At 44.4% G+C, this 21,105-nt stretch carries 23 protein-coding genes; 16 read left to right on the top strand and 7 right to left on the bottom strand.

Going from position 1 to position 21,105, the window contains the following annotated elements; genetic code table 11:
* The first annotated feature begins 113 nt into the window (after nt 1-113).
* The 11 genes from ACMXYP_RS10445 (at nt 114) to ACMXYP_RS10395 (ending at nt 13,128) form a co-directional block, all read left to right on the top strand.
* Complete coding sequence (locus tag ACMXYP_RS10445; protein WP_415881583.1) at nt 114-3,338, top strand: FimV/HubP family polar landmark protein; 3,225 nt, start codon at nt 114-116, stop codon at nt 3,336-3,338.
* A gap of 1 nt (nt 3,339) precedes the next feature.
* Nucleotides 3,340-4,194: a tRNA pseudouridine(38-40) synthase TruA gene (gene truA, locus ACMXYP_RS10440; RefSeq protein WP_415881582.1), complete on the top strand. Its 855-nt coding sequence runs from the start codon at nt 3,340-3,342 to the stop codon at nt 4,192-4,194.
* 68 nt (nt 4,195-4,262) lie between these two features.
* Nucleotides 4,263-4,886, top strand: coding sequence for a phosphoribosylanthranilate isomerase (locus ACMXYP_RS10435; protein WP_415881581.1), 624 nt, complete (start codon nt 4,263-4,265; stop codon nt 4,884-4,886).
* Nucleotides 4,876-6,096, top strand: a complete 1,221-nt coding sequence (trpB, locus tag ACMXYP_RS10430) for a tryptophan synthase subunit beta (protein WP_415881580.1) — start codon at nt 4,876-4,878, stop codon at nt 6,094-6,096. Before ACMXYP_RS10435 ends, trpB begins: the two co-directional genes overlap by 11 nt.
* A 20-nt stretch (nt 6,097-6,116) precedes the next feature.
* On the top strand, nt 6,117-6,920 hold the full coding sequence (gene trpA, locus ACMXYP_RS10425) for a tryptophan synthase subunit alpha (RefSeq protein WP_415881579.1): 804 nt from the start codon (nt 6,117-6,119) through the stop codon (nt 6,918-6,920).
* A 15-nt stretch (nt 6,921-6,935) separates the two neighbouring features.
* Nucleotides 6,936-7,862: an acetyl-CoA carboxylase, carboxyltransferase subunit beta gene (gene accD / locus ACMXYP_RS10420; RefSeq protein ID WP_415881578.1), complete on the top strand. Its 927-nt coding sequence runs from the start codon at nt 6,936-6,938 to the stop codon at nt 7,860-7,862.
* An 80-nt stretch (nt 7,863-7,942) separates the two neighbouring features.
* A complete protein-coding gene (folC, locus tag ACMXYP_RS10415; protein ID WP_415881577.1) occupies nt 7,943-9,208 on the top strand; it encodes a bifunctional tetrahydrofolate synthase/dihydrofolate synthase in 1,266 nt (421 codons plus the stop codon).
* Nucleotides 9,209-9,211: 3 nt separating this feature from the next.
* Nucleotides 9,212-9,775, top strand: coding sequence for an SPOR domain-containing protein (locus tag ACMXYP_RS10410; RefSeq protein WP_415881576.1), 564 nt, complete (start codon nt 9,212-9,214; stop codon nt 9,773-9,775).
* Between the two features lie 64 nt (nt 9,776-9,839).
* On the top strand, nt 9,840-10,334 hold the full coding sequence (locus tag ACMXYP_RS10405; RefSeq protein ID WP_415881575.1) for a CvpA family protein: 495 nt from the start codon (nt 9,840-9,842) through the stop codon (nt 10,332-10,334).
* Nucleotides 10,335-10,373: 39 nt separating this feature from the next.
* Nucleotides 10,374-11,894 (top strand): amidophosphoribosyltransferase, encoded by a 1,521-nt coding sequence (gene purF / locus ACMXYP_RS10400; RefSeq protein ID WP_415881574.1) that lies wholly within the window; start codon nt 10,374-10,376, stop codon nt 11,892-11,894.
* A gap of 13 nt (nt 11,895-11,907) precedes the next feature.
* Entirely contained in the window at nt 11,908-13,128 is a 1,221-nt protein-coding gene (locus ACMXYP_RS10395; protein ID WP_415881573.1) for an O-succinylhomoserine sulfhydrylase, read from the top strand.
* 65 nt (nt 13,129-13,193) lie between these two features.
* Here ACMXYP_RS10395 and ACMXYP_RS10390 read toward each other — a convergent pair whose 3' ends face one another.
* From ACMXYP_RS10390 to thpR, 4 genes are read right to left on the bottom strand one after another with little or no spacing between them, the layout of a single operon-like run.
* Nucleotides 13,194-13,874, bottom strand: coding sequence for an SDR family NAD(P)-dependent oxidoreductase (locus ACMXYP_RS10390; RefSeq protein WP_415881572.1), 681 nt, complete (start codon nt 13,872-13,874; stop codon nt 13,194-13,196).
* Between the two features lie 50 nt (nt 13,875-13,924).
* Nucleotides 13,925-14,866, bottom strand: a complete 942-nt coding sequence (locus tag ACMXYP_RS10385; RefSeq protein WP_415881571.1) for an AraC family transcriptional regulator — start codon at nt 14,864-14,866, stop codon at nt 13,925-13,927.
* Nucleotides 14,859-15,290, bottom strand: coding sequence for a GNAT family N-acetyltransferase (locus ACMXYP_RS10380; RefSeq protein ID WP_415881570.1), 432 nt, complete (start codon nt 15,288-15,290; stop codon nt 14,859-14,861). Before ACMXYP_RS10380 ends, ACMXYP_RS10385 begins: the two co-directional genes overlap by 8 nt.
* A 49-nt stretch (nt 15,291-15,339) precedes the next feature.
* Nucleotides 15,340-15,861 carry an RNA 2',3'-cyclic phosphodiesterase gene (gene thpR / locus ACMXYP_RS10375; RefSeq protein ID WP_415881569.1) on the bottom strand — a complete coding sequence of 174 codons (522 nt, stop codon included), beginning with the start codon at nt 15,859-15,861 and terminating at the stop codon, nt 15,340-15,342.
* Nucleotides 15,862-16,035: 174 nt separating this feature from the next.
* Between thpR and ACMXYP_RS10370 the strand changes: the two genes are divergently transcribed.
* The 4 genes from ACMXYP_RS10370 to ACMXYP_RS10355 all read left to right on the top strand — a co-directional run bounded on the left by ACMXYP_RS10370 (nt 16,036) and on the right by ACMXYP_RS10355 (nt 18,698).
* A complete protein-coding gene (locus tag ACMXYP_RS10370; RefSeq protein WP_415881568.1) occupies nt 16,036-16,977 on the top strand; it encodes a tRNA-dihydrouridine synthase in 942 nt (313 codons plus the stop codon).
* A gap of 25 nt (nt 16,978-17,002) precedes the next feature.
* Nucleotides 17,003-17,698, top strand: a complete 696-nt coding sequence (locus ACMXYP_RS10365) for a DUF3592 domain-containing protein (RefSeq protein ID WP_415881567.1) — start codon at nt 17,003-17,005, stop codon at nt 17,696-17,698.
* A gap of 95 nt (nt 17,699-17,793) precedes the next feature.
* Nucleotides 17,794-18,129: a cupin domain-containing protein gene (locus tag ACMXYP_RS10360; protein WP_415881566.1), complete on the top strand. Its 336-nt coding sequence runs from the start codon at nt 17,794-17,796 to the stop codon at nt 18,127-18,129.
* Nucleotides 18,126-18,698 (top strand): O-acetyl-ADP-ribose deacetylase, encoded by a 573-nt coding sequence (locus ACMXYP_RS10355; RefSeq protein ID WP_415881565.1) that lies wholly within the window; start codon nt 18,126-18,128, stop codon nt 18,696-18,698. The genes ACMXYP_RS10360 and ACMXYP_RS10355 overlap by 4 nt, the downstream gene beginning before the upstream one ends.
* Nucleotides 18,699-18,712: 14 nt before the next feature.
* On the opposite strand, the gene ACMXYP_RS10350 is transcribed toward ACMXYP_RS10355, so the two are convergent.
* Complete coding sequence (locus ACMXYP_RS10350; RefSeq protein ID WP_415881564.1) at nt 18,713-19,132, bottom strand: Hsp20 family protein; 420 nt, start codon at nt 19,130-19,132, stop codon at nt 18,713-18,715.
* 138 nt (nt 19,133-19,270) lie between these two features.
* Nucleotides 19,271-19,690: a DUF2185 domain-containing protein gene (locus ACMXYP_RS10345; protein ID WP_415881563.1), complete on the bottom strand. Its 420-nt coding sequence runs from the start codon at nt 19,688-19,690 to the stop codon at nt 19,271-19,273.
* 194 nt (nt 19,691-19,884) lie between these two features.
* Between ACMXYP_RS10345 and ACMXYP_RS10340 the strand changes: the two genes are divergently transcribed.
* The gene (locus ACMXYP_RS10340; RefSeq protein WP_415881562.1) at nt 19,885-20,181 is read left to right on the top strand and encodes a DUF3622 domain-containing protein; all 297 of its coding nucleotides are present in this window, start codon (nt 19,885-19,887) and stop codon (nt 20,179-20,181) included.
* A 79-nt stretch (nt 20,182-20,260) separates the two neighbouring features.
* On the opposite strand, the gene ACMXYP_RS10335 is transcribed toward ACMXYP_RS10340, so the two are convergent.
* Nucleotides 20,261-21,031 (bottom strand): DUF4197 domain-containing protein, encoded by a 771-nt coding sequence (locus ACMXYP_RS10335; RefSeq protein ID WP_415881561.1) that lies wholly within the window; start codon nt 21,029-21,031, stop codon nt 20,261-20,263.
* Between the last annotated feature and the right edge of the window lie 74 nt (nt 21,032-21,105).

Below are 21,105 nucleotides of genomic sequence, written 5' to 3'. Positions count from 1 at the left end.
TGTTTGTATTTCCTTGACCCGTAAGCGGTTTATAAACAATACTGTGGAAGGATTTCAGAATCGCAACCCTCTGAATTACTCAGAGTTTTGAGGGTAGGGGAACAAGGAAACTGATGATGTTGCGAAAACTCGCCGTCAGCCTTGCTGTAGCAGGGATTATAAGTGCCTCCAACGCAAATGCGCTGGGATTGGGCGAAATTAAAATTCACTCAGCATTGAATGAGCCGTTAAATGCGGAAATTCAACTACTTGAAGTGAGGAAGCTAGGCCCATTACAGATACAGCCAAGAATGGCGAATATTGACGAATTCGCTTTGGCTGGTTTGGAAAAATCACGCTTTCTAACCGATGTTAGCTTTCAGGTGAAAGTTAATCCTGATGGCTCAGGCTTAATCACTATGCGGTCAGATCGACCTGTGAAAGAGCCTTTTCTTAACTTTTTGGTGGAAGTGAATTGGCCAAGTGGGCGTTTGGTTCGTGAATATACTTTGTTGCTTGATCCTCCCGTCTATGATCCAACACCTGTCCGTAAGACTGTTCAGCCTTCTACCACCCCTGTAGAGACCTCATCGGCTGTAAAGTCAAAGTCTATGCAGGTGACGAACGATAGTTCAAGATCAATAAGCACGAATGCTTCTCAAGTGTATGTCGATGTAAAGGATACTCTATGGTCCATTGCTATTAAGCACAGACCGAGTGCAAGCGTCTCTGCAAAGAAGATGATGATCGCTTTGCAGAAAAAGAATCCTCATGCATTTGTAAATGGCAACATCAACGCGCTAAGGGCGGGTGTTGTTTTGGATCTGCCTACTAGAGAAGAAATTAATCGTCTTAACTCCAAAGATGCTGCACTTGAAGTGGTGCGTCAGACGTCCGAATGGAAAAATAAAGGTAAGACAAGCTCTGCGCCTGTAGAGGCTTCTAAAAAGAAGCCGGTTACTAAAGCTGTAGAGGAGGAGCCTAAACCAGCGCCTGAAGATGATAAGTCTGCAGAACTTAAGATTGTTACGCCAAAAGATTCCATTGAACCTGAAAAAGGAGCAATGACGGATCAGTCTGACAAGGCTGAAGGTGATAAGCCGCAAGACCAAGAAAATGACATGCAGGATGAGTCTGCTGAAACTAAGCCTGAAGGTGATGTGGATGCTGAGAAGCAAGAATTGCTCGCGCGTAATCAGGAGCTTGAAGATAGGCTGAGTCAGTCTCTTGAAAACGTAGATAAAATTACCCGTGATAATGCAGAGCTAAATGAAAAGCTGGATTCTATTCAGTATGAATTAGCCAAATTGCGTGAAATGCTAGAGCTGAAAGATAAAGAACTAGCTACGTTACAGAATAAAGTTGAAGCTGCAGAAAAGGCGGCTACTCCGCCTCCACCACCGCCAGAAAAAAGTTTCTTAGACACTATTTTGCAATCACCGGCAATGCTAGGTGGTATTGGCGCTGCGCTTATAGCGTTATTGGGTGGTTTATTCTTCTTCCTTCGTCGCGGTAAAAAAGATGAAGAGACCGTAGAAGAAGAAAATGCATTAGTTCAAGTGCCTGAGGATCTAGAAACTCCTGAAGAGGTTGATGCAGCAGAGGTGCCTGAAGAAGCCTCAGAAGCTGATGCTGAAGTCAGTGAAGCAGAAGATGATGTTGCTGCTGAAGATCTGGATTTAGGTGCAGACGATGATCTGTTAGATGATGCAGATTTGGATCTTACGGATACCGATGATCTGGAAGATTTGGACGATCTGGATCTAGATATGGATATGGATTTGGATCTTGAAGAGGATGCAACGGGTGATGTCCTTCAGGCAGTAGAAACTGATGATCCAGATGAGCTTGATTCGCTGCTGGAAGATGATGAATTTGACTTAGGTCTAGATGACGACGAAGTTGAGGAAGCGGAAGAGGCATCAGCAGAGTCTGAAGCTGATGAGCTAGATGCCATTCTGGAAGAGCCGTCAGATATTGTTGAAACTGATGAGCAGCTGGAAGTGGCGGACGCTGATGAGCCCGATGCGCTGGATGATATTTTAGGTGAGGTCGAAGATGCTGAGCCTATAATTGATGAGACTGATCTTGACGCAGCTCTAGAATCTGATTCAGCAGAAGGGGTTGATGAGGAAGAAATCGATTTAGGTCTTGATGATACTGATCTAGAGTTTGACCTTGATAGTGTAGCTGATGAAAAGGTTGATGAAGTTGCCGAAGAGTCAGTGACTGAAGCGCTTGAAAACGATGATGCAGACTTGGATTTTGTTGTTGATGAGATGCCGGATCTTGTAACTGCGGAAGATGTTGCTGAGCTTGAAGCAGAAGGTCCCGACCTAGAAGCGGATCTGGCTTCTGATATGGAAGTAGATACGGTTCCTGAAGAGCTTGACGAATCAGGTTTGGATGACTTGCTTGATTCCGTATCCGATGAAGATATCCAAGAACTGACAGATGCTGCTGAACAAACAGATGTAGAGCCAGAAATAGACGACCTTGATGATCTATTAGCAGAAGTAGAAGAAGAGCCGTTGACAGAAGCGTCTGTTGAGGCGGTGCAATCTGATGCTACTGATGACTTAGAAGCTCTTCTAGCTGAAGATTTAGACATGGGGAATCTAGAAGAGGCTGTCGAAGATTCTGAACAAGAGTCTGCAGAAGAAGATGTTACGGACGAAGCATTGGAAGCAATGCTTGCTGAGAATCCAGATCCAGGTGATATTTCTCTTCCAGGTCAGCTTGAAGCTCAGGATGAATTGGACACAGAATCGCTAGAATCAGATGAAGACTTTGATGCGTTGCTTGCTGAAGTCGATGACAGTATGGATCAGGAAATAGCTCCTGATCTAGAGATCGGTGAGCTTGAAGAGCAGCAATCAGAAGAAGCACCATCCGATGCGGCAGCCGATGATCTAGATGCAATGCTGGATGATTTGGGATCCGATTTAGATCTAACCGATGCTGCTGTTGGTGGGGCTGCTGCGACCACCGCTTCTTCAGAGGAAGAGGTTGTATTAGAGGATGATGATTTGGAATCATCTATCTCTGATGATCTGGAAGCTGATTTAGATTCTGAATTGGATGCGCTACTTAATAGTGAAGAGGGTGATATAGTACTGGAAGAGAGTGCTGTAGAAGAAGAGGATGCCTCAGTGGATGAAGATTTTGACGAGCTGGCAGGGTTAAACCTGTTAGAGGGAGCAGATGAAGTTGAAACTAAGCTTGATCTGGCTCGTGCCTATATGGATATGGAAGACCTCGAAGGCGCTAAAGATATTCTGGAAGAAATTGCTGTAGAAGGCACTGATGACCAGAAGAAAGAAGCTGAAGCGTTGATAAAATCCATTAACGAAAAGTAGTATGTCAGAAAAAAGTTGTACTGAACTTAACAGTTCACCAGAAGGGGCGATTTCTATCGCCCCTTCTTATCGTTATGCCCTTTGTGTTGAATACTCTGGTGCCGCGTATCGTGGTTGGCAGATTCAGAAAGAGGGTGATGTGCCAAGCATTCAAGAGGAAGTGGAAAAAGCGCTTTCAAAAATTGCGAATGCACCTGTATCGGTTATCTGTGCAGGTAGAACTGATGCGCGGGTAAACGCAACCTATCAAATTATTCATTTTGATAGTCCTGTACAAAGAGAGGACCGTGCTTGGGTTTTAGGTACGAATACCAATCTACCCGATGATATTGCTATCCAGTGGGCTGTACCTGTATCGGATGAGTTTCATGCACGTTTTTCTGCTGTAGAGCGACGTTATAGATATCTTATCTACTGTAATCCGGTAAAGCCTGCGATTTTGCCAAAAGGTATTACCTGGACATACAAGCAGATGGATGTAGAGCGGATGCAGGAAGCAGCAAACTATCTCATTGGTGAGCATGACTTTACCTCCTATCGTGCGGTAGGCTGTCAAGCGCACAGTCCGGTTCGTACGGTGAAGCAGCTAGATGTTTATCACAGTGGTCAACTGATTGTTCTAGATGTGCGAGCCAATGCGTTTTTGCATCATATGATTCGAAACTTTGCCGGGGTATTGATGAGCGTTGGTTGCGGTGAGGCTGATCCTATATGGGCAAAAGAGGTTTTGGATGCTAAGGATCGCCGTCAGGGTGGTGTAACAGCTCCTCCTTATGGTCTTTATTTCGTCGATGCTAAGTATCCTGATGAATTTGAATTGCCAAAATCAAAAATAGGGCCTTTTTTCCTGTCATAGTTGACTGACTTAGTGGCCTTCTATCTGCTACTATTTGCAACCTGATATTTTCTAAGTGAACTGTATCTGTGAACCGAACGCGCGTTAAAATTTGTGGTATTACGAATATAGAGGATGCTTTAGCAGCAATTACTGCTGGAGCCGATTCTCTTGGCTTTGTTTTTTATGCGCCGAGCCCTCGTGCTGTAGAGGTTGAACAAGCGGCAGAAATCATTGCAAAGCTTCCAGCGTTCGTCACAACAACAGCGCTGTTTGTTAACGCAGAGCGAGAGTTTATTGATCGAGTTATCGAACAAACTCGTATAGATTTACTTCAATTTCATGGTGATGAAACTGAAGCGTTCTGTAGCAGTTTGAGCCGCCCGTACATCAAAGCTATACGGATGAAGCCAGAACTGGATTTAACAGAGACGGTAGAACAATTTACATCAGCGCAGGCTATTCTGCTGGACGCTTATCGTCCGGGTGTACCAGGTGGAACTGGTGAAGCCTTCGACTGGGATCGTATTCCTACACCTCATCCAGCTACGATTATTCTTGCTGGGGGGCTTAACTGTGAGAATGTAGCAGAGGCTGTTCAAACCGTTAAACCTTACGCGATAGACGTGAGTGGTGGGGTAGAGAAGAGTAAAGGTATCAAAGATACCGACAAAATTAATAGATTTATAAATGAGGTAACCCGTGCCAACTAATATCGATCTTAAAGCACTTGCTCAGTTGCCCGATAGTAAAGGCCATTTTGGCCCTTACGGTGGTCGTTTCGTATCTGAAACTCTAATGGCTGCGCTTAAGCAGCTAGAAGAAACTTATGAGAAGTTGTGGCGAGATCCAGCGTTCCAGGAAGAATTTGATCGTGATCTGGCACATTATGTTGGACGCCCTTCGCCTTTGTATCATGCGAAGCACCTTTCAGAAAAAGTAGGTGGTGCACAAATTTACCTGAAACGTGAAGACCTCAACCATACGGGTGCTCACAAGGTTAATAATACAATTGGTCAGGCGCTTCTTGCTAAATACACTGGCAAGCCGCGTGTTATCGCAGAGACAGGTGCTGGTCAGCATGGTGTAGCTTCTGCAACTGTAGCGGCACGTTTAGGTCTTGAGTGTCAGGTATATATGGGCGCTGAAGATGTTCAGCGTCAGGCACTTAACGTTTATCGTATGAAGCTTCTTGGTGCAGAAGTTATTGCGGTTGAATCGGGTACTCGCACGCTTAAAGATGCGATGAATGAAGCGATGCGCGATTGGGTAACCAATGTTGATAATACTTTCTACATCATTGGTACTGCAGCGGGTCCACATCCATACCCTAAGTTGGTTCGAGATTTCCAGTGTGTAATAGGTCGTGAAGCACGTCAACAGTGTTTAGATCAAACGGGCCGTCTACCTGATGCACTTGTAGCTTGTGTTGGTGGTGGTTCAAACGCTATTGGTCTATTCCACCCATTCATCGAAGATGAATCTGTAAAAATGTATGGTGTTGAAGCTGGCGGTTATGGTGTAGAAACGGGACAGCATGCCGCGCCACTATCTGCAGGTAGCCCTGGTGTGCTTCATGGTAACCGTACATATTTGATGTCTGACGAAGGTGGTCAGATCATTGGTACTCACTCTGTATCTGCTGGCCTGGATTACCCAGGCGTTGGTCCAGAGCATGCTTACCTAAAAGATACTGGTCGTGCCACTTATGTTGATGCGACAGATGATGAAGCTATGGATGCATTCCGTGCACTAACACGCGTTGAAGGTATCATGCCGGCAATTGAATCAAGCCACGCAGTTGCATATGCAATGAAGTTGGCTAAAGAGATGGATAAGGATCAGACAATTGTTGTTAACTTGTCTGGTCGTGGTGATAAAGATATTCATACGGTCGCACAGATCGATGGCATCAATATCTGATTTGTGCGAGGAAAAGTAGAATGAGTCGTATTGCTGCAAGCTTTGCAAAGCTTAAATCTGAAGGCCGCAAAGCCCTAATCCCTTATGTAACAGCGGGCGATCCTGCACCGGAAGTTACAGTAGGTTTACTACACGCTATGGTTGAAGCGGGTGCCGATGTTATCGAATTGGGTATCCCATTTTCAGATCCAATGGCAGATGGTCCAGTTATCCAACTAGCTTGTGAGCGTGCGTTGACACACAATGTACGGTTGCTTGATGTGCTGGCAATGGTAGCTGAGTTCCGTCAGAAAGATAATGAAACGCCAATCGTTTTGATGGGTTATCTTAATCCGATCGAAATTCTGGGTTACCAGCGCTTTGCTGAAGAAGCGAAGAAAGCAGGTGTGGATGGTGTTTTAACCGTTGATCTTCCTCCTGAAGAATCAGGTGAGTTCAACCAGATCATGCGTGAGCATGATATTGATACCATCTACCTATTGGCGCCGACTACTGAAGAAGAGCGTATTAAATACGTTTGCGAGAACGGTAGTGGTTACCTGTACTATGTATCAGTGAAAGGGGTTACAGGCTCCGCTTCACTTGATGTTCAGGCTGTAGCTGACAGACTAGACATCGTTCGTAAATACACTGACATTCCTTTAGGTGTAGGTTTTGGTATCAAAGATGCTGAATCAGCTACTGCCGTGTCAAAAATTGCGGATGGTGTTATTGTCGGCAGTGTTTTAGTTAATAAGATTGCATCTCTAGTAAAAGATCAGGGCAAAATCGCTCCTGAGGTAGCTGCAATTATCAAAGATATGCGTCAAGCAATGGACAGCTAATAAGGTTTTAAAATAATGAGTAACTGGCTGGAAAAAATTGTTCCTTCTCTTGTTCGTTCAGAGAAAAAGCGCTCGAATATCCCTGAGGGCTTGTGGAAAAAATGCCCTAAGTGTGAATCTGTTCTTTACCGCCCTGAGTTGGAAAAGAACCTGAATGTTTGTCCTAAGTGCGATCACCACATGCGTCTAAACGCACGTCGTCGCCTTGAATTGTTCTTAGATGAAGATAACCGCCAAGAGCTAGCAACAGATGTAGAGCCTATCGATCGTCTGAAGTTTAAAGACTCTAAGAAATATAAAGACCGTTTGAGTGCAGCACAGAAAAGCACGGGTGAAAAAGATGCATTGATCGCTATGCGCGGCGAACTAGAAGGTTTGCCTGTTGTAGCGGTTGCATTTGAATTTAGCTTCATGGGTGGTTCTATGGGTGCAGTTGTTGGTGAGCGTTTTGTTCGCGCTGCCAATATTGCTCTAGAAGAGAATATCCCATTGATCTGTTTCTCTGCATCAGGTGGCGCGCGTATGCAGGAAGCCTTGTTCTCTCTATTCCAGATGGCGAAAACAAGTGCGATCCTAGAAAAATTACGTCTACAAGGTACGCCTTATATCTCTGTACTTACAGACCCAGTATATGGTGGCGTTTCTGCATCGCTGGCGATGTTGGGTGACTTGAATGTTGCTGAGCCTAAAGCGCTTATGGGCTTTGCGGGACCTCGCGTAATCGAACAAACAGTTCGTGAAAAATTACCTGAAGGTTTCCAACGCAGTGAGTTCCTACTAGAGCATGGCCAGGTTGATATGATTATTAACCGCGGTGAAATGCGCTCTCGTTTGTCTCGCATCTTGCGTAAGCTAACCAACCAAAGCCCGCTACCTCCTGTAGAAACAGTTGAGGGTGAGGTTGTTGTTGAGGAAGAGCCTGCGAAACCTGAAGCAGAGTAATTGCTCAAGGTAATAAAAATGGCCGACGTGAAAACGCCGGCCTTTTTGGTTTCTGGTGATTGTTAAAAGTTGTTGGTCTTATGAATACCGCTAATCAAAAAATGAATCTTTCTGAATGGTTGTCTTGGATGGAGCAGTGCCATCCGTCTGAAATCGAACTAGGTTTAGGCCGTGTCAGTCAAGTTGCAGAAAAGTTAAAAATCGATCTGTCAGCATCAACTGTTGTGACTGTTGCAGGTACAAATGGAAAAGGTTCAACGATTAGTTACTTGAACAGCATCTACCAACAGGCTGGATACAGTGTCGGCTGCTACACATCTCCTCATTTTATCGACTATAACGAGAGAGTTAAGTTAAACGGCCAAAATTCAACTGACCAACAATTGTGCGATGCTTTCGAAAAAATAGACCAGGCGCGTGGTCAGATACCACTGACTTACTTTGAGTTTGGCACTTTAGCTGCCTTAGTTATTTTTTCTGAAACGAAACCGGATCTGGTTCTGCTTGAAGTAGGCTTGGGTGGCCGTTTAGATGCAGTGAACATCATTGATGCGGACATTAGTGCGGTCACTACCGTCTCGATTGACCATGTTGATTGGTTAGGTGATAACCGCGAAGTAATTGGTCGAGAGAAATCGGGTATTTTTCGTGCTGCTAAGCCTGCTATCTGCGGTGATCTCAATCCTCCAAAGTCTGTTGCTATTTATGCTGATGAGATCGGTGCCGATCTACATCAATCAGGCGTTGATTTTACCTATGAAGAAAACGGCGAACTGTGGTGCTGGCAAGGAAAGGATGCTCAAGGTCAGTCTAAATCGATTACCGATCTCAAGCAGCCAGAGCTGCCAATTCAAAATGCAGCTACCGCAATCAAAATTGTTCAGCATATTCCGTTAGCGATTTCGGATGAGCAGATTAAAACAGGTATTCAGCAAGCAGCGCTAACAGGTCGTATGCAACATGTAGAACAAGACAATCTGCATTATTGGCTAGATGTAGCCCATAACCCTGAAGCAGCAGAGCTGTTGAGTGATCGTATCCAAGGATTATCGGGGGATGTGTATCTCGTTTTGGGGATGTTAGCGGATAAAGATTGTCAGCAAGTTATAGATACACTAGCTCCAGTAGTGAAAGCTACTTATCTTTCTGACATCAATGTTCCGCGAGGGCAAAAAGCTGCTGAGTTAGCCGAGCTATTCCCTAATGAGGCTTCGGTTCAGGAATTTTCATCAGTTAAAGCGGCAATTGAAGCGGTTCGAATAGACACTAACCCAAATGACAATGTTATTATTGCGGGATCATTCTTTACCGTCAGTGATGCGTTGACGATTTTGGCAAGGAAATAGCTAATGCAGCAGAAAGTAAAATACCGCTTAGTAGGGTTTGCAGTGATTCTTCTCTCTGCAGCGGTGATCTTTCCTGTTTTTTTTGACGGTGCTGGTTATAAAGAGCGACACCTTCAGTCCGAAATTCCTCCAGGCCCCGAACGTCCTGAAATTGTACGTATAGAACCACAGAATAAACCGTTGCCTGATACTTCTAAGCCTGCTGAACCTAAGCCGCCGGTTGAGTTGCCTAAACCACCAAAACAGGTGAAGCAGGTAATCGAGAAGATTGAAAAAGAGCAAAAGGTTGAGCTAGAAATTCATAAAGATCAGCCTGTACTTGACCAAGAAGGTGTTCCAGTGGCTTGGACGCTGCAGCTTGCTAGTTTTAAAGATGAAGCTAATGCTAAGAGCTTGCGTAAGCAACTAATCGGTGAAGGGCACAAAGTCTTTACTCGTAAACAGGGTGAATTGATTAAGGTTTATGTAGGGCCTGAATTCCAAAAGAGCCGATTAGAGTCGCTTAAGTTATCACTTAAAAAAGATTTTGGATTGAATGGCATTATTGTTCGTTTTACTACGCAATAATAAAGCGTGAAGCGATCCTATAAACTCTGTTAAAATGCGCGCAATTTCTTACTGAGCTGTAAAGATGAACTGGGCTGACTGGACCATACTTAGCATCATTGCGATATCAAGCCTTATGAGCTTAAGGCGAGGCTTTGTTCGAGAAGCACTTTCCCTGATCACATGGGTAACGGCTTTTATCGTTGCGCGCCTATTTTCGCAGTCATTGTCAGTTCTGTTAGAAGCTTATATTCAAACGCCGTCAGTACGTTTAGTCGCAGCGTTTGCTATCCTCTTTATAGCCACTCTTGTTGTTGGAGTCATGATCAATAAACTGATCGGTGCGCTCGTAGAAGCAACGGGGTTGTCTGCAACTGACCGTATTCTTGGAATCGGATTTGGTGCAGCACGAGGTGGTTTAATTATCGTGGCTATAGTCGCGCTAATTGGAATGAGCCCAGCGGTTGAAGATCGCTGGTTCAAGGAATCACAATTGATTCCACACTTTTTACTTATGGAAGCATGGACCAAAGAGACAGCGAGCGAAGTGGGTCGCTTGATCTGGAATGCGGGACGCTAAATTTTTCTTTTGTTAGTTTGCACTTTGAGGTGAGTTTTAATGTGCGGCATTGTTGGCATCGTAGCCAAATCTAATGTAAACCAGACTATTTTTGATGCTCTGACTGTTCTACAACATCGTGGACAGGATGCAGCGGGCATGGTTACTTGTGAAGGTAACCGTTTCTTCTTACGCAAGGATAATGGCCTGGTAAACGAAGTATTTCGTACCCGCCATATGAAACGTCTGGTAGGTAACGTGGGCATCGGTCACGTTCGTTACCCTACGGCCGGTAGTTCTAGCTCGGCTGAAGCGCAGCCGTTCTATGTGAACTCTCCATACGGTATCGCGTTAGCTCATAACGGCAACCTGACAAATGCAGAAGATGTAGCTGAACAAATGTTCCGTGCTGATCTGCGTCACATCAATACAACATCTGATTCAGAAGTGTTGTTAAACGTATTTGCTCATGAGCTTCAACGTCAGGGCAAACTGCAGCCACAAGCTGAAGATATGTTTGAAGCGGTTCGTCGTGTTCACGAGCGCTGTAAAGGTGGTTATGCCGCAGTAGCAATGATTACGGGTTACGGCATGTTGGCGTTCCGTGATCCTCACGGTATTCGCCCACTGACTTACGGTAAGCGCGAAACTGCAGAAGGTACTGAGTACATGGTAGCTTCTGAAAGTGTTGCTCTAGATATCTCTGGTTTCGAACGTGTTCGTGATATCGAGCCGGGCGAAGCGATCTACATCGATATGGAAGGTAACGTATCTACTAAGCTTTGTGCAGATAACACGCAGCTTGCGCCGTGCCTATTTGAATACGTATACCTAGCGCGTCCAGATTCAATTATTGATGATGTAAACGTACATATCTCTCGTATGCGTATGGGTAAGAAGCTAGCAGAGAAGGTTTTACGTGAGCGCCCAGACCACGATATTGATGTGATCATCCCAATCCCAGATACAAGCCGTACCTCTGCTATGGAGATGGCTAAAGATTTGGGTGTTACGTTCCGTGAAGGTTTTATCAAAAACCGTTACATCGGTCGTACTTTCATCATGCCAGGTCAGACACAGCGTAAGAAGTCTGTTCGTCGTAAGCTGAACCCAATTGGTATGGAATTTAAAGATAAAGTTGTCATGTTGGTTGATGACTCTATCGTACGTGGCACTACCTCTAGCCAGATTGTTCAGATGGCTCGTGATGCAGGTGCTAAGAAAGTTTACTTTGCATCTGCTGCGCCAGCGGTTAAATACCCGAACGTTTACGGTATTGATATGCCAGCAGCGGAAGAGCTTATCGCTCATGGCCGTACAGATGATGAAGTGGGTGAAGAGATCGGTTGTGACTGGATGATCTACCAAGAGCTAGATGATCTTAAAGCATCTGTATCTGAAGGTAACCCAGAAATTACGGCGTTCGATACCTGCGTATTTGATGGTAAATACGTAGCGGGTGATATCGATGAGCAGTATCTTGAGCGCTTGAAGGCTGCCCGTAACGATGACGCTAAAGGCAGTAATAACAAAAAGGTTGAGAGTAACGAATCCTCTAACCTTTGTAGTAAGATCGATTAAGGAGCAATAGTCGATGTCTATTTCTGATTACGAACGCGCTGAGCGTATCCAGTTCGAGCCTTCAGAAGGTTACGATCTGGAAACACTTGCTTTGCGTTCAGGTCAACACCGTTCCTTAGAAGGGGAGCACAGTGACCCAATCTACCCGACATCAAGCTATGTCTTCTCGAGTGCGCGTGAAGCAGCTGCACGTTTTGGTGGTGAAGAGGAGGGTAACATCTACTCTCGCTTCACTAATCCAACTGTACAGTTTTTTGAAGAACGCATCGCAGCACTAGAAGGCGGAGAAAGAGCAGTCGCAACAGCTTCTGGCATGGCGGCAATTCTTAGTACCTGCCTATCGTTAATGCAAAATGGCGATCATGTTGTTTGTTCGCGCAGTGTATTTGGTTCTACTGTATCTCTGTTTGATAAGTACCTTACACGTACAGGCATCAAAGTTTCTTATGTTGACCCAACTAATCTTGATAGCTGGGAATCAGCAATTACAGAAGATACTAAGATGCTGTTCTTGGAGACGCCTTCTAATCCGTTGTCTGAGCTAACAGACGTTGTAGCCGTTGCTGAGATCGCACATAAGTATGATGCATTGTTGGTCGTTGATAACTGCTTCTGCACGCCGATGCTTCAGCAGCCGTTGAAGCAAGGTGCAGACATCATTATTCACTCAGCGACTAAGTACCTTGATGGTCAAGGTCGTTGTGTCGGTGGTGTGGTTGTTGGCAGCGATAAGCATATGGAAGAGGTGTTTGGCTTTATCCGTACTGGCGGCGCTTGCTTGAGCCCTTTCAACGCTTGGGTTTTCCTTAAAGGCTTAGAGACCCTTAAATTGCGTATGGATGCTCACTGCACCAACGCTATGGAGATGGCGAAATGGCTAGAAGAGCAAGACGGTATTGATCGTGTCTTCTACTCAGGCCTTCCAAGCCATCCACAGCACGAGCTAGCTAAGAAGCAGCAAAAAGGTTTTGGTGGTGTGCTTTCCTTCGAAGTGAAAGGCGGTAAAGACGCAGCGTGGCGCTTTATTGATGCAACTAAGATGGTGTCCATCACCGGTAACCTAGGTGATGTGAAAACAACAATCACACACCCAGCGACCACGACTCACGGTCGTATGACACCTGAAGCTCGAGCTGAAGCGGGCATCAAAGACAACTTGGTTCGTCTCTCTGTTGGTATTGAATCGATCGAAGATCTTAAAGCAGATATGCTTAGAGGTCTGGCAGCAGTTTAATCGTTGCAGTTAAGATCTAAAAAAAGCGGCTCTCGGGCCGCTTTTTTGTGCTTCAAATAAAGAGTCTAAATGCTTTTCTGGCTTAAATTAATATCTCCAATCTCCACATCTTTAGAGAGTGACATAATCATTTCTATCGAGGTGATGATATCCGAGATTGGAATAGGGGCTTGATCCGGCATGCGGCCCTCTTCTATATCCATTAGTACCTCTTCTGTACCCACATTTCCCGGGTTTATGACAGTAAAGCCGATGCTTTCTAGTGTTAGTGCTTTACGTAGGCTTTGTATGGCGCCGCGAAGGCCGAACTTGCTTGCTGCATAAGCGACTTGCTCTGATCCAATATTTTCTAAACCTGAGATAGCGCCTAGGTAGATGGCTCTAGGGTTAGAAGAGCGTGCTAAGTTTGGAGCGAGAGTTTTGGTGAGTTCGATGGGTGCAACAAGATTAACTTGCATGATCCGCTGCGTTTCTGCGTATTTGCTTTTTCTAAAGTCAAAGTCGTCACTGAAGCCTTCATCTTCCCAAATACCGCTTGAATAGATCAGGGTGTCTATGCGGCGCTCCCCAAGTTGATCAGCAATCTTTTGTATACCGTCTAGCGCAGATAGATCTGCAGAAATCCATTCGCAGTTTTTGGATGGGCTGCGAGATACACCTATAACGTTGTGGTCAGCGTCAGAAAAGTATCTTGTTAGCTCTTCACCAATGCCACGGCTGCTACCAACAATCAAAATTGTCTTCATCAAATTGCCATCTATTTAAGGTTATAGGGTATCTCGATTACCGTTCGGTTTTATAACGGTTTTACTTTGATATAAACATTCATTTCGACAAAGCCATCTTTCCTAGTATCATTTAGATAATGAGCAATAGGCGCTAAGTCGTCTGGCTCAAAGCCGCTGTTAGGGAGCCAATGAGAGTAGAGCTCCATATAGAAATTACTTACCTTGTCACCATCTCCTTTGTAATAAGCCGAGGCATATTGACCGGACGGTATAGTTGTTACTTCAAATGGTTCGCTCACCGGCGTGTTCTCTTCAATCTGAACACAAGCATCATAACGGCAATGCTCAGTCGGCGTGATCATCGGGTTATCATGGCAGATAGCAAAGCGTTGGTTTTCAAAATTTGTTAATTTGATGCTTTTTGCCCAGTTATCCAGTTTATCCCAAGTTTCAAAAATGGCGGGAACGTCATATCCCTTTGGTGCTGTCAGATAAGCGATGCGTTTAGCTTTAAGTTCTTCAATGGTAACTTGCATGAGTATTTCCTCTAATTTGTCAGGATCAAACTTCACTTGGTCAGTGACAAATTGAGAGTACAGATCGCTTGGATTGAATACTTTTCCGTACTTGCTAGTTAGTTTTCCAATCTTGCTATCTTTTATTTCGCTTGGGTCCCTTATTTGGCTAGGGGTGATGCCGAAGTAATTTTTAAATGCTTTTGAAAAGTTAGCGCTAGAAGAGTAACCGCCGGCGTTGGCTACTTCGGTAATGCTCATTTCCTTATGGCAAATTAGTCGATTAGCAGAGGCTTCCATCCTTTTGCGGATGATAAAGTCATTAACGGTTTCACCTGTGAGGGCGTGAAATATACGGTGGAAATGAAAAGGGGAGAAGCAGCTAACTTGAGCAATCTTATCTAAATTTAATTGCTGCTCTAGGTTTGAGCAAATGTATGTGGTTGCTAGATTTATTCGGCGTAAATACTCTTTGTTCGCCTGATTCTTATTCATGTTTACTTTTCACTAATACCACTTGTTGCTTAGTTTCTACGTACCCTAGTTCTTGATAAAACTTGTGGGCCGATTTACGAATCGAATTGGCCCGAATTCGAATGCTATCCACTTGGTGCGACAACCAATGTTCAGCTGTTTTAACTAATCCTTTGCCTAAGCCATATCCACGGTGTTTATTATCAACAACGAGGCTTACGATTTCACCTTGAGCGCCTTCAGCTAATCGAATATCAATAATGGCAGAGATACAGCCTACAACAACGCCATTTAGCTCAGCGATAAAAACCTCTCCGCCGGCCTTATGAACTGCTTTGATATTCGTAAGTAGAGATTGTTCCGAGTGGGTATAACCTAATTGCTTCATTAGAGCGATTAAGGTCTGAAGGTCCTTTTCTTGGTATGTTCGATAGATAGGTTCCATCAATTGACTATATCACAGCTTTTCAAAGGTCAGTCAGCAGAGCAAACCATCAATCAGGCAAAAATTCACCTTCGGTTAGGTACTCGGCGCCATTGGCTTTCAAAACACTACTTTTAAGTTGGAACGCGCTAACCACCATGTTCGCAGTGAACCCCAATCCTTTATGGCTTACCTGACTCACCACTTGAGGTGTTAATTTTTTGCTGCGCCCCAACGTGATATGAGGCATGTATTTTCGTTGTTCTAGTTCTATGCCAAGCCCTCTAACTTTGTGGCTTAGTGACTTTTGTAAACGCTTTAAGGGCTCAGATTCTTCTACGCCTAACCAGATAATTCCCGATTTGAAATAGCCTATCTTCTGTAGACAAAGTTCAAAAGGTTCAAAACTGGTTTCAGACACAGCTTCAATTATCTCTTCTAGATATTGATGGGGCTGATCGCCGATAAACACTAAGGTGATATGCAGTTGATGACTCACGGTCCAGCGAACTTGTTCGAGTTCAGGGCAATAGAGTTCGGTAATTCGATCCTGAAGATCTTCAGGCAGATCGATAGCTAGGAATAGGCGCATAGCGAAAACTAAAATACAAAACTGATGGTTATTTTTATCTTAGTAAATCATAGGTGGGCTTGGAAGGACTGTTGCAAAGTCTGTTAAAGCAATTCTCAAAGTAATCTAGTCATTTTTATCGTCTCCGTTGCAGCTTATAATAGCCGTCCTTTTCATTCCTAAAGATAGCCTGCTTTGAAAATTGTTTTAGCCCCGATGGAGGGCGTCGTTGATTACACTATGCGCGATCTGTTAACACAGGTCGGTGGTATAGATCACTGTGTTACAGAGTTCTTGCGTGTTAGTGATCGTGTTTTGCCCGCTAAAGTGTTCCGACGTTTATGTCCTGAGTTACATAATGGCGGGAAAACGCCTTCAGGTACGCCCGTTATTCTTCAGTTGCTTGGGAGTGATCCAAGTGTCCTAGCCGGTAACGCACGTAAAGGCGCTAAGCTTGGTGCACCTGGGATCGATCTGAATTTTGGTTGTCCAGCCAAAACGGTGAACCGCAGTAAAGGCGGAGCAGTTCTATTGGACACACCGGAGCTTGTCCATGAGATCGTAAAGGCAGTAAGGCAAGCTGTTCCTGCAGAAACCCCTGTATCGGCAAAGATGCGTTTGGGTAATAAAGATAAATCCTTGGCTATGGAAAATGCCCACGCAATTGCTGAAGGGGGCGCCGATAGCTTAGCCGTACATGCCCGAACAAAACTCGAAGGTTACAAGCCTCCAGCTCACTGGGAATGGATTGCTAGAATTCGAGAGGCAGTCGATCTTCCTGTGGTTGCTAATGGTGAGGTATGGAATTGGCAGGATTTTCAACGTTGTCGTGAAGTCAGTGGTTGCGACACGATTATGATCGGTCGCGGCCTTATTGCTAAGCCTGACCTAGCCAAGATCATCAAATATCACCTTGCCGGTGAAGAAGTGTCCAGTTATAACTGGACTCAGGTTGTGCCATTTATTGAGGCTTATTTAAATCGTATTGAGCGAGATATAGCCCCTAAATATGTACATGGTCGTATAAAACAGTGGTTACATCATTTACAGCGAGAATATCCTGAAGCGGGTGAGTTGTTTAGTCAAATTAAGTGTCTGAAAGCTCCATCGGAAATCCGTCAGACGTTACTTTTATAATCATCATTCTATTAAGGATAATTGGATGAAAGCGATCTCAATCATTAAATACCTGTTCAGCCTGATTGGTTTAGGTCTGTTGATTCTAGCGTTTGTGTTATTCACAAATACTAAGAGCTTTTTGGAAACCGCTGTTACTGCTGAAGGAACAGTTATAGAGCTAAGAGCCTCTAGAAGCAGTGATTCTCTTACTTATCACCCAGTCGTCTCATTTGTTACTAATGAGGGGCAGAAAGTGACATTTTCATCTAGCGCTGGAAGTAACCCGCCAAGCTACTCCCAAGGCGAGATCGTTGAGGTTCTATACCAAGCGAAATCGCCGCAAGACGCTAAGATTAATGGCTTTTTCACCCTCTGGGGTGGGGCAACCATTGTGGCTGGCCTTGGAACTGTTTTCTTCATCGTAGGCATACTTATTCTGATATTTAGCGGTATGAAAGGCAGAAAACGTGATTACCTGAAAACTCAGGGTGTACCTATCAAAGCTCAGATTCATACACTAGACCGGAACACCTGTATGGAAACGGATGGTGTAAGCCCGTTTGTGATTAGTTTGCAGTGGCACAATCCAGAAGATAACAAGATCTATCTATTTAGAAGTGATGATATTTGGTTTGATCCTACTGAATATGTTGTGACTGATGAATTAACTGTTTATATCGATCGAAACAATCCCACTAAGTACCACGTCGATCTCTCTTTTTTACCGGAAGTAGCCTAACTTTATAGCGTGTCACTTAAGTGTCATGAAAGTGGTTTATAAATTAATTGAGCAGGCAGTGACATGGTCTGCTCCAATCAGTGAGTGGTAGCACTATGAACCTCTATGACCTGTCAGGCTCGGGACCAGAATCAGAAAAGTTCGACCCGTTACTCTCTACTGATCAGTTTCGCATTGAACGCATTATCTCTCATGCCCATGCAACCCCCGAAGGGGAATGGTACGACCAAGCTTGGGATGAGTGGGTAATCGTTATCTCTGGAAGAGCAGGGCTTCGTACAGAAAATCCAGATCAAGAATTTACCCTCAATACAGGAGACAGTTACTGTTTTCCTGCACATCAACGACACCGTGTTGAATGGACTGATTCTGATCAGCCGACGATCTGGCTCGCTGTTCACTACAATGAACCTAAGGAGGCTGAATCATGACAGCCAAAATTAGCTTTGTTAAGAACGATATTACTCAATTGGATGTTGATGCAATTGTTAATGCTGCTAACAACAGTTTGCTGGGTGGTGGCGGTGTAGACGGTGCTATTCATTCTGCAGCTGGCCCCGATCTGTTAGCTGAGTGTCGCACGCTTAATGGCTGTGACACGGGTAAAGCGAAAATTACCCAAGGTTATCGCCTTCCTGCTCAACACATCATTCATACGGTAGGGCCAGTTTGGCGGGGTGGTAATCAGGGAGAGTCAGTAGCGTTGGAAGCTTGTTATCGTAACGCGCTGGCTGTAGCCAACGAAAACAAAATCAAAACTATCGCATTTCCGGCGATCAGTTGCGGTGTTTATGGCTACCCATTAGAACAGGCTGCAGAGATTGCGCTATTAACGGTTAAGAGCGAACTGAAAAAAGAGACAAGCGTAGAAGAGGTAGTCTTTTGCTTGTTCAGTGATGAACTGCTTTCGGTATATCAAGAGGCTGCCTCTAAACTTCCTGAAGCCATTAAAAAAGGAGGCAATATGACCTCCTTTTTTGTCCTAGAGCGCTGTCAGTGAGAGTTCTAACAGTATTAGTGTTCGATCTGGATCTGACGAGGCTTCATCGCTTCAGGGATTTCATGAATCAGATCAACATGAAGCAAACCGTTTTCCATAGAGGCTTTAGTCACTTTTACGTGATCCGCTAGCTGAAAACGTCTTTCAAAATTGCGAGCTGCTATACCTTGGTAAAGGTATTGGCGATCTTGAGTTTGTTCTTTCTTCTGACCCGTAATCGTCAGAGTGCCGCTTTCACTTTGAATATCTAATTCGTCTTTTTCAAAGCCTGCCACAGCCATGGTAATACGGTAATTATTTTCTCCAAGTAGTTCGATGTTGTATGGAGGAAATGAAGGCTGATTGTCGTTGCGGTTAGCGTTATCTAGCATGTTAGCTAGACGGTCAAAACCAATGGCAGAACGGTATAGTGGAGATAGATCGAATTCACGCATCTGTATATCCTCATCAAGCAATATATCTAAATTTAAAAGTCTGGCCCCTCTCTTGAGCGAGCCGTTAACCGACCTCTTTTGAGCCTCGGTTAACTATTTAGATAATGTCACTTGATGAGAATTCAAGCGTAAGGGGAATTATTTTTCTTCTTCAACGTTAAATCGATCAACGTCGTTGGTGATTTCTACATCAACATCGTGCGAAGGAATGCGGTAATCGTGCACACGTTCCCATGAGTCTGAACCAGGAACACGTTCCCAAACTGTACCTGCATTGTAGGTAACCAGCTCGCTCAAGGATGGGTCTAGGCGGCACATCTTTTCTACTGGGACAGGAAGAAGGTTGGAAAGCTGATCTTCCAAAAACTCTTCAGTTTCATAACCAGTAAACATGCGCCAGCCGGTGTCGTTTAAGTGTTCAGGAACTGTCTTATACATAAAACGAATAGGCAGAGTTTCATCAAAACAAAGTTTTGAAACCAGCGCTAAGAAGCCGTTTTTGGTTTGGTTTGTTTCGGATTCAGTAGTTTTAGGCGTATCAACGTCAACAGATTTCATGAGCACTCAAACAGTAATAAATTAATAGCCATTCTATTTTAAACGCTGATTGGGCCCTATGCCAGCCGCTAAAAGGTTAAGAAAATGGATGTTTTTATGCTTTTCCGACTAAAGGGATAGAAATCAGTCTGAACGTCGAATTAGTCATGCTAGAATACGCTACTTATACAGATTGACCTGCTAGGAATAAATGAATGGCCAAAGGTAAAAAGTACGATTTTCAGTTAGTAGCCGAAGGGGAAACTTGGAGCGCTAAAATTTTGCGTCAGGCAAGTGCTCGTAAGACCGTTGTCTCCAAGAAGCAGGATGGCTTTGCTACTGAATATGAGGCTAAAGCGTGGGCGGAAGCTCAGCTACAGAAATTCCTAGAGCAGCAGCAGGAGCGTAATAAGCGCAAAGCTGAAAAGCGCGAAGAGCGTGCGGAGATTGAAGCACGTCAGGCTGAAGCTCGTGCGCGTAATGACGAGTCTTATTTCGACGAAGACGAGTAAGATCGCCCAGTAATAAAAAAGCCGAGTTACGTGTTTAGCGTACTCGGCTTTTTTGTAGACGTTACATCTAAACTTGTACTTATTTAAACACTTCTTTTAGCAGGTCAGTTGTACGTGCTGCTGGGTTTTCGCGAATCTTCTTCTCTTCTGCAGCAAGCATGGTGAATAAGCCATTTAGTGCTTCTTCAGTTACATAGTTGTCTAAATCTACGTTAACTTTTTCGCCCACAAATGGGATATCTTTGGCTTCGCCGGCAAGGTCATTGTAGTAACGAGTCGCACCAACCTGACCTAGGGATTCTTTTACGCTTGGCTGGAACAACTGGCGCAACTTATCGCTGGTCTTCTCTTTGAAGTATTGAGTCGCTGCATCGTCAGAGCCTTGGTAGATCTTTTTTGCATCTTCAAAGCTCATCTCTTTTACCGCACCGACAATCAGATCGGTTGCTTGAGGAGCTGCTTTCTCCGCTGCGCGGTTCATGCTTTCTTCAAACTGATTAACTTGTTTTTCTAGACCGTATTTGCGAAGAAGGGAAGCAATTTTATCGATACCATCTGGCAGAGGAATACGGATGTTTTTGTTATCTAGATAACCGCCTGGTTGACTAATTTCTTCGATAGCGCGCTTGCTACCAACTTCTAACGCTTCTTTAAGGCCTTTAATTAGCGTTTCCGTGTCTAGATTAGTCACTTTACCACTGCTAGCACTGCCTGTTGCTGTATCAAGTACTTTCTTTTGAAGCTCTTCATCTTGAACGGCTTCTTTAAGTGCGTCAGCCCAACCTGCGTGAGCTGTAACGGAAGCCATTGATGCGGTTAGGATAGAGGCGATCAGATATGATTTTTTCATGTGTAAAAGTTCCCTTTGTCGCTATTGGGCCTAGCATAGCAAAGAACCACGAACAGAGCCTTAACATCCTAAGC

It is taken from the genome of Neptuniibacter sp. QD34_54 (assembly GCF_047778055.1).
Classification (GTDB): Bacteria; Pseudomonadota; Gammaproteobacteria; order Pseudomonadales; family Balneatricaceae; genus Neptuniibacter.
Note: the sequence above shows the minus strand (reverse complement) of the source record. Positions and strands in the feature narration are given on the sequence as shown.

Excerpts from the sequence above, each read along its gene's own strand:
- ACMXYP_RS10445 (WP_415881583.1), top strand. The coding sequence starts at position 114 with ATGATGTTGCGAAAACTCGCCGTCAGCCTTGCTGTAGCAGGGATTATA.
- truA (WP_415881582.1), top strand. The coding sequence starts at position 3,340 with ATGTCAGAAAAAAGTTGTACTGAACTTAACAGTTCACCAGAAGGGGCG.
- trpA (WP_415881579.1), top strand. The coding sequence starts at position 6,117 with ATGAGTCGTATTGCTGCAAGCTTTGCAAAGCTTAAATCTGAAGGCCGC.
- accD (WP_415881578.1), top strand. The coding sequence starts at position 6,936 with ATGAGTAACTGGCTGGAAAAAATTGTTCCTTCTCTTGTTCGTTCAGAG.
- folC (WP_415881577.1), top strand. The coding sequence starts at position 7,943 with ATGAATACCGCTAATCAAAAAATGAATCTTTCTGAATGGTTGTCTTGG.
- ACMXYP_RS10410 (WP_415881576.1), top strand. The coding sequence starts at position 9,212 with ATGCAGCAGAAAGTAAAATACCGCTTAGTAGGGTTTGCAGTGATTCTT.
- ACMXYP_RS10405 (WP_415881575.1), top strand. The coding sequence starts at position 9,840 with ATGAACTGGGCTGACTGGACCATACTTAGCATCATTGCGATATCAAGC.
- purF (WP_415881574.1), top strand. The coding sequence starts at position 10,374 with ATGTGCGGCATTGTTGGCATCGTAGCCAAATCTAATGTAAACCAGACT.
- ACMXYP_RS10395 (WP_415881573.1), top strand. The coding sequence starts at position 11,908 with ATGTCTATTTCTGATTACGAACGCGCTGAGCGTATCCAGTTCGAGCCT.
- ACMXYP_RS10390 (WP_415881572.1), bottom strand. The coding sequence starts at position 13,874 with ATGAAGACAATTTTGATTGTTGGTAGCAGCCGTGGCATTGGTGAAGAG.
- ACMXYP_RS10385 (WP_415881571.1), bottom strand. The coding sequence starts at position 14,866 with ATGAATAAGAATCAGGCGAACAAAGAGTATTTACGCCGAATAAATCTA.
- ACMXYP_RS10380 (WP_415881570.1), bottom strand. The coding sequence starts at position 15,290 with ATGGAACCTATCTATCGAACATACCAAGAAAAGGACCTTCAGACCTTA.
- thpR (WP_415881569.1), bottom strand. The coding sequence starts at position 15,861 with ATGCGCCTATTCCTAGCTATCGATCTGCCTGAAGATCTTCAGGATCGA.
- ACMXYP_RS10365 (WP_415881567.1), top strand. The coding sequence starts at position 17,003 with ATGAAAGCGATCTCAATCATTAAATACCTGTTCAGCCTGATTGGTTTA.
- ACMXYP_RS10360 (WP_415881566.1), top strand. The coding sequence starts at position 17,794 with ATGAACCTCTATGACCTGTCAGGCTCGGGACCAGAATCAGAAAAGTTC.
- ACMXYP_RS10355 (WP_415881565.1), top strand. The coding sequence starts at position 18,126 with ATGACAGCCAAAATTAGCTTTGTTAAGAACGATATTACTCAATTGGAT.
- ACMXYP_RS10350 (WP_415881564.1), bottom strand. The coding sequence starts at position 19,132 with ATGCGTGAATTCGATCTATCTCCACTATACCGTTCTGCCATTGGTTTT.
- ACMXYP_RS10345 (WP_415881563.1), bottom strand. The coding sequence starts at position 19,690 with ATGAAATCTGTTGACGTTGATACGCCTAAAACTACTGAATCCGAAACA.
- ACMXYP_RS10340 (WP_415881562.1), top strand. The coding sequence starts at position 19,885 with ATGGCCAAAGGTAAAAAGTACGATTTTCAGTTAGTAGCCGAAGGGGAA.
- ACMXYP_RS10335 (WP_415881561.1), bottom strand. The coding sequence starts at position 21,031 with ATGAAAAAATCATATCTGATCGCCTCTATCCTAACCGCATCAATGGCT.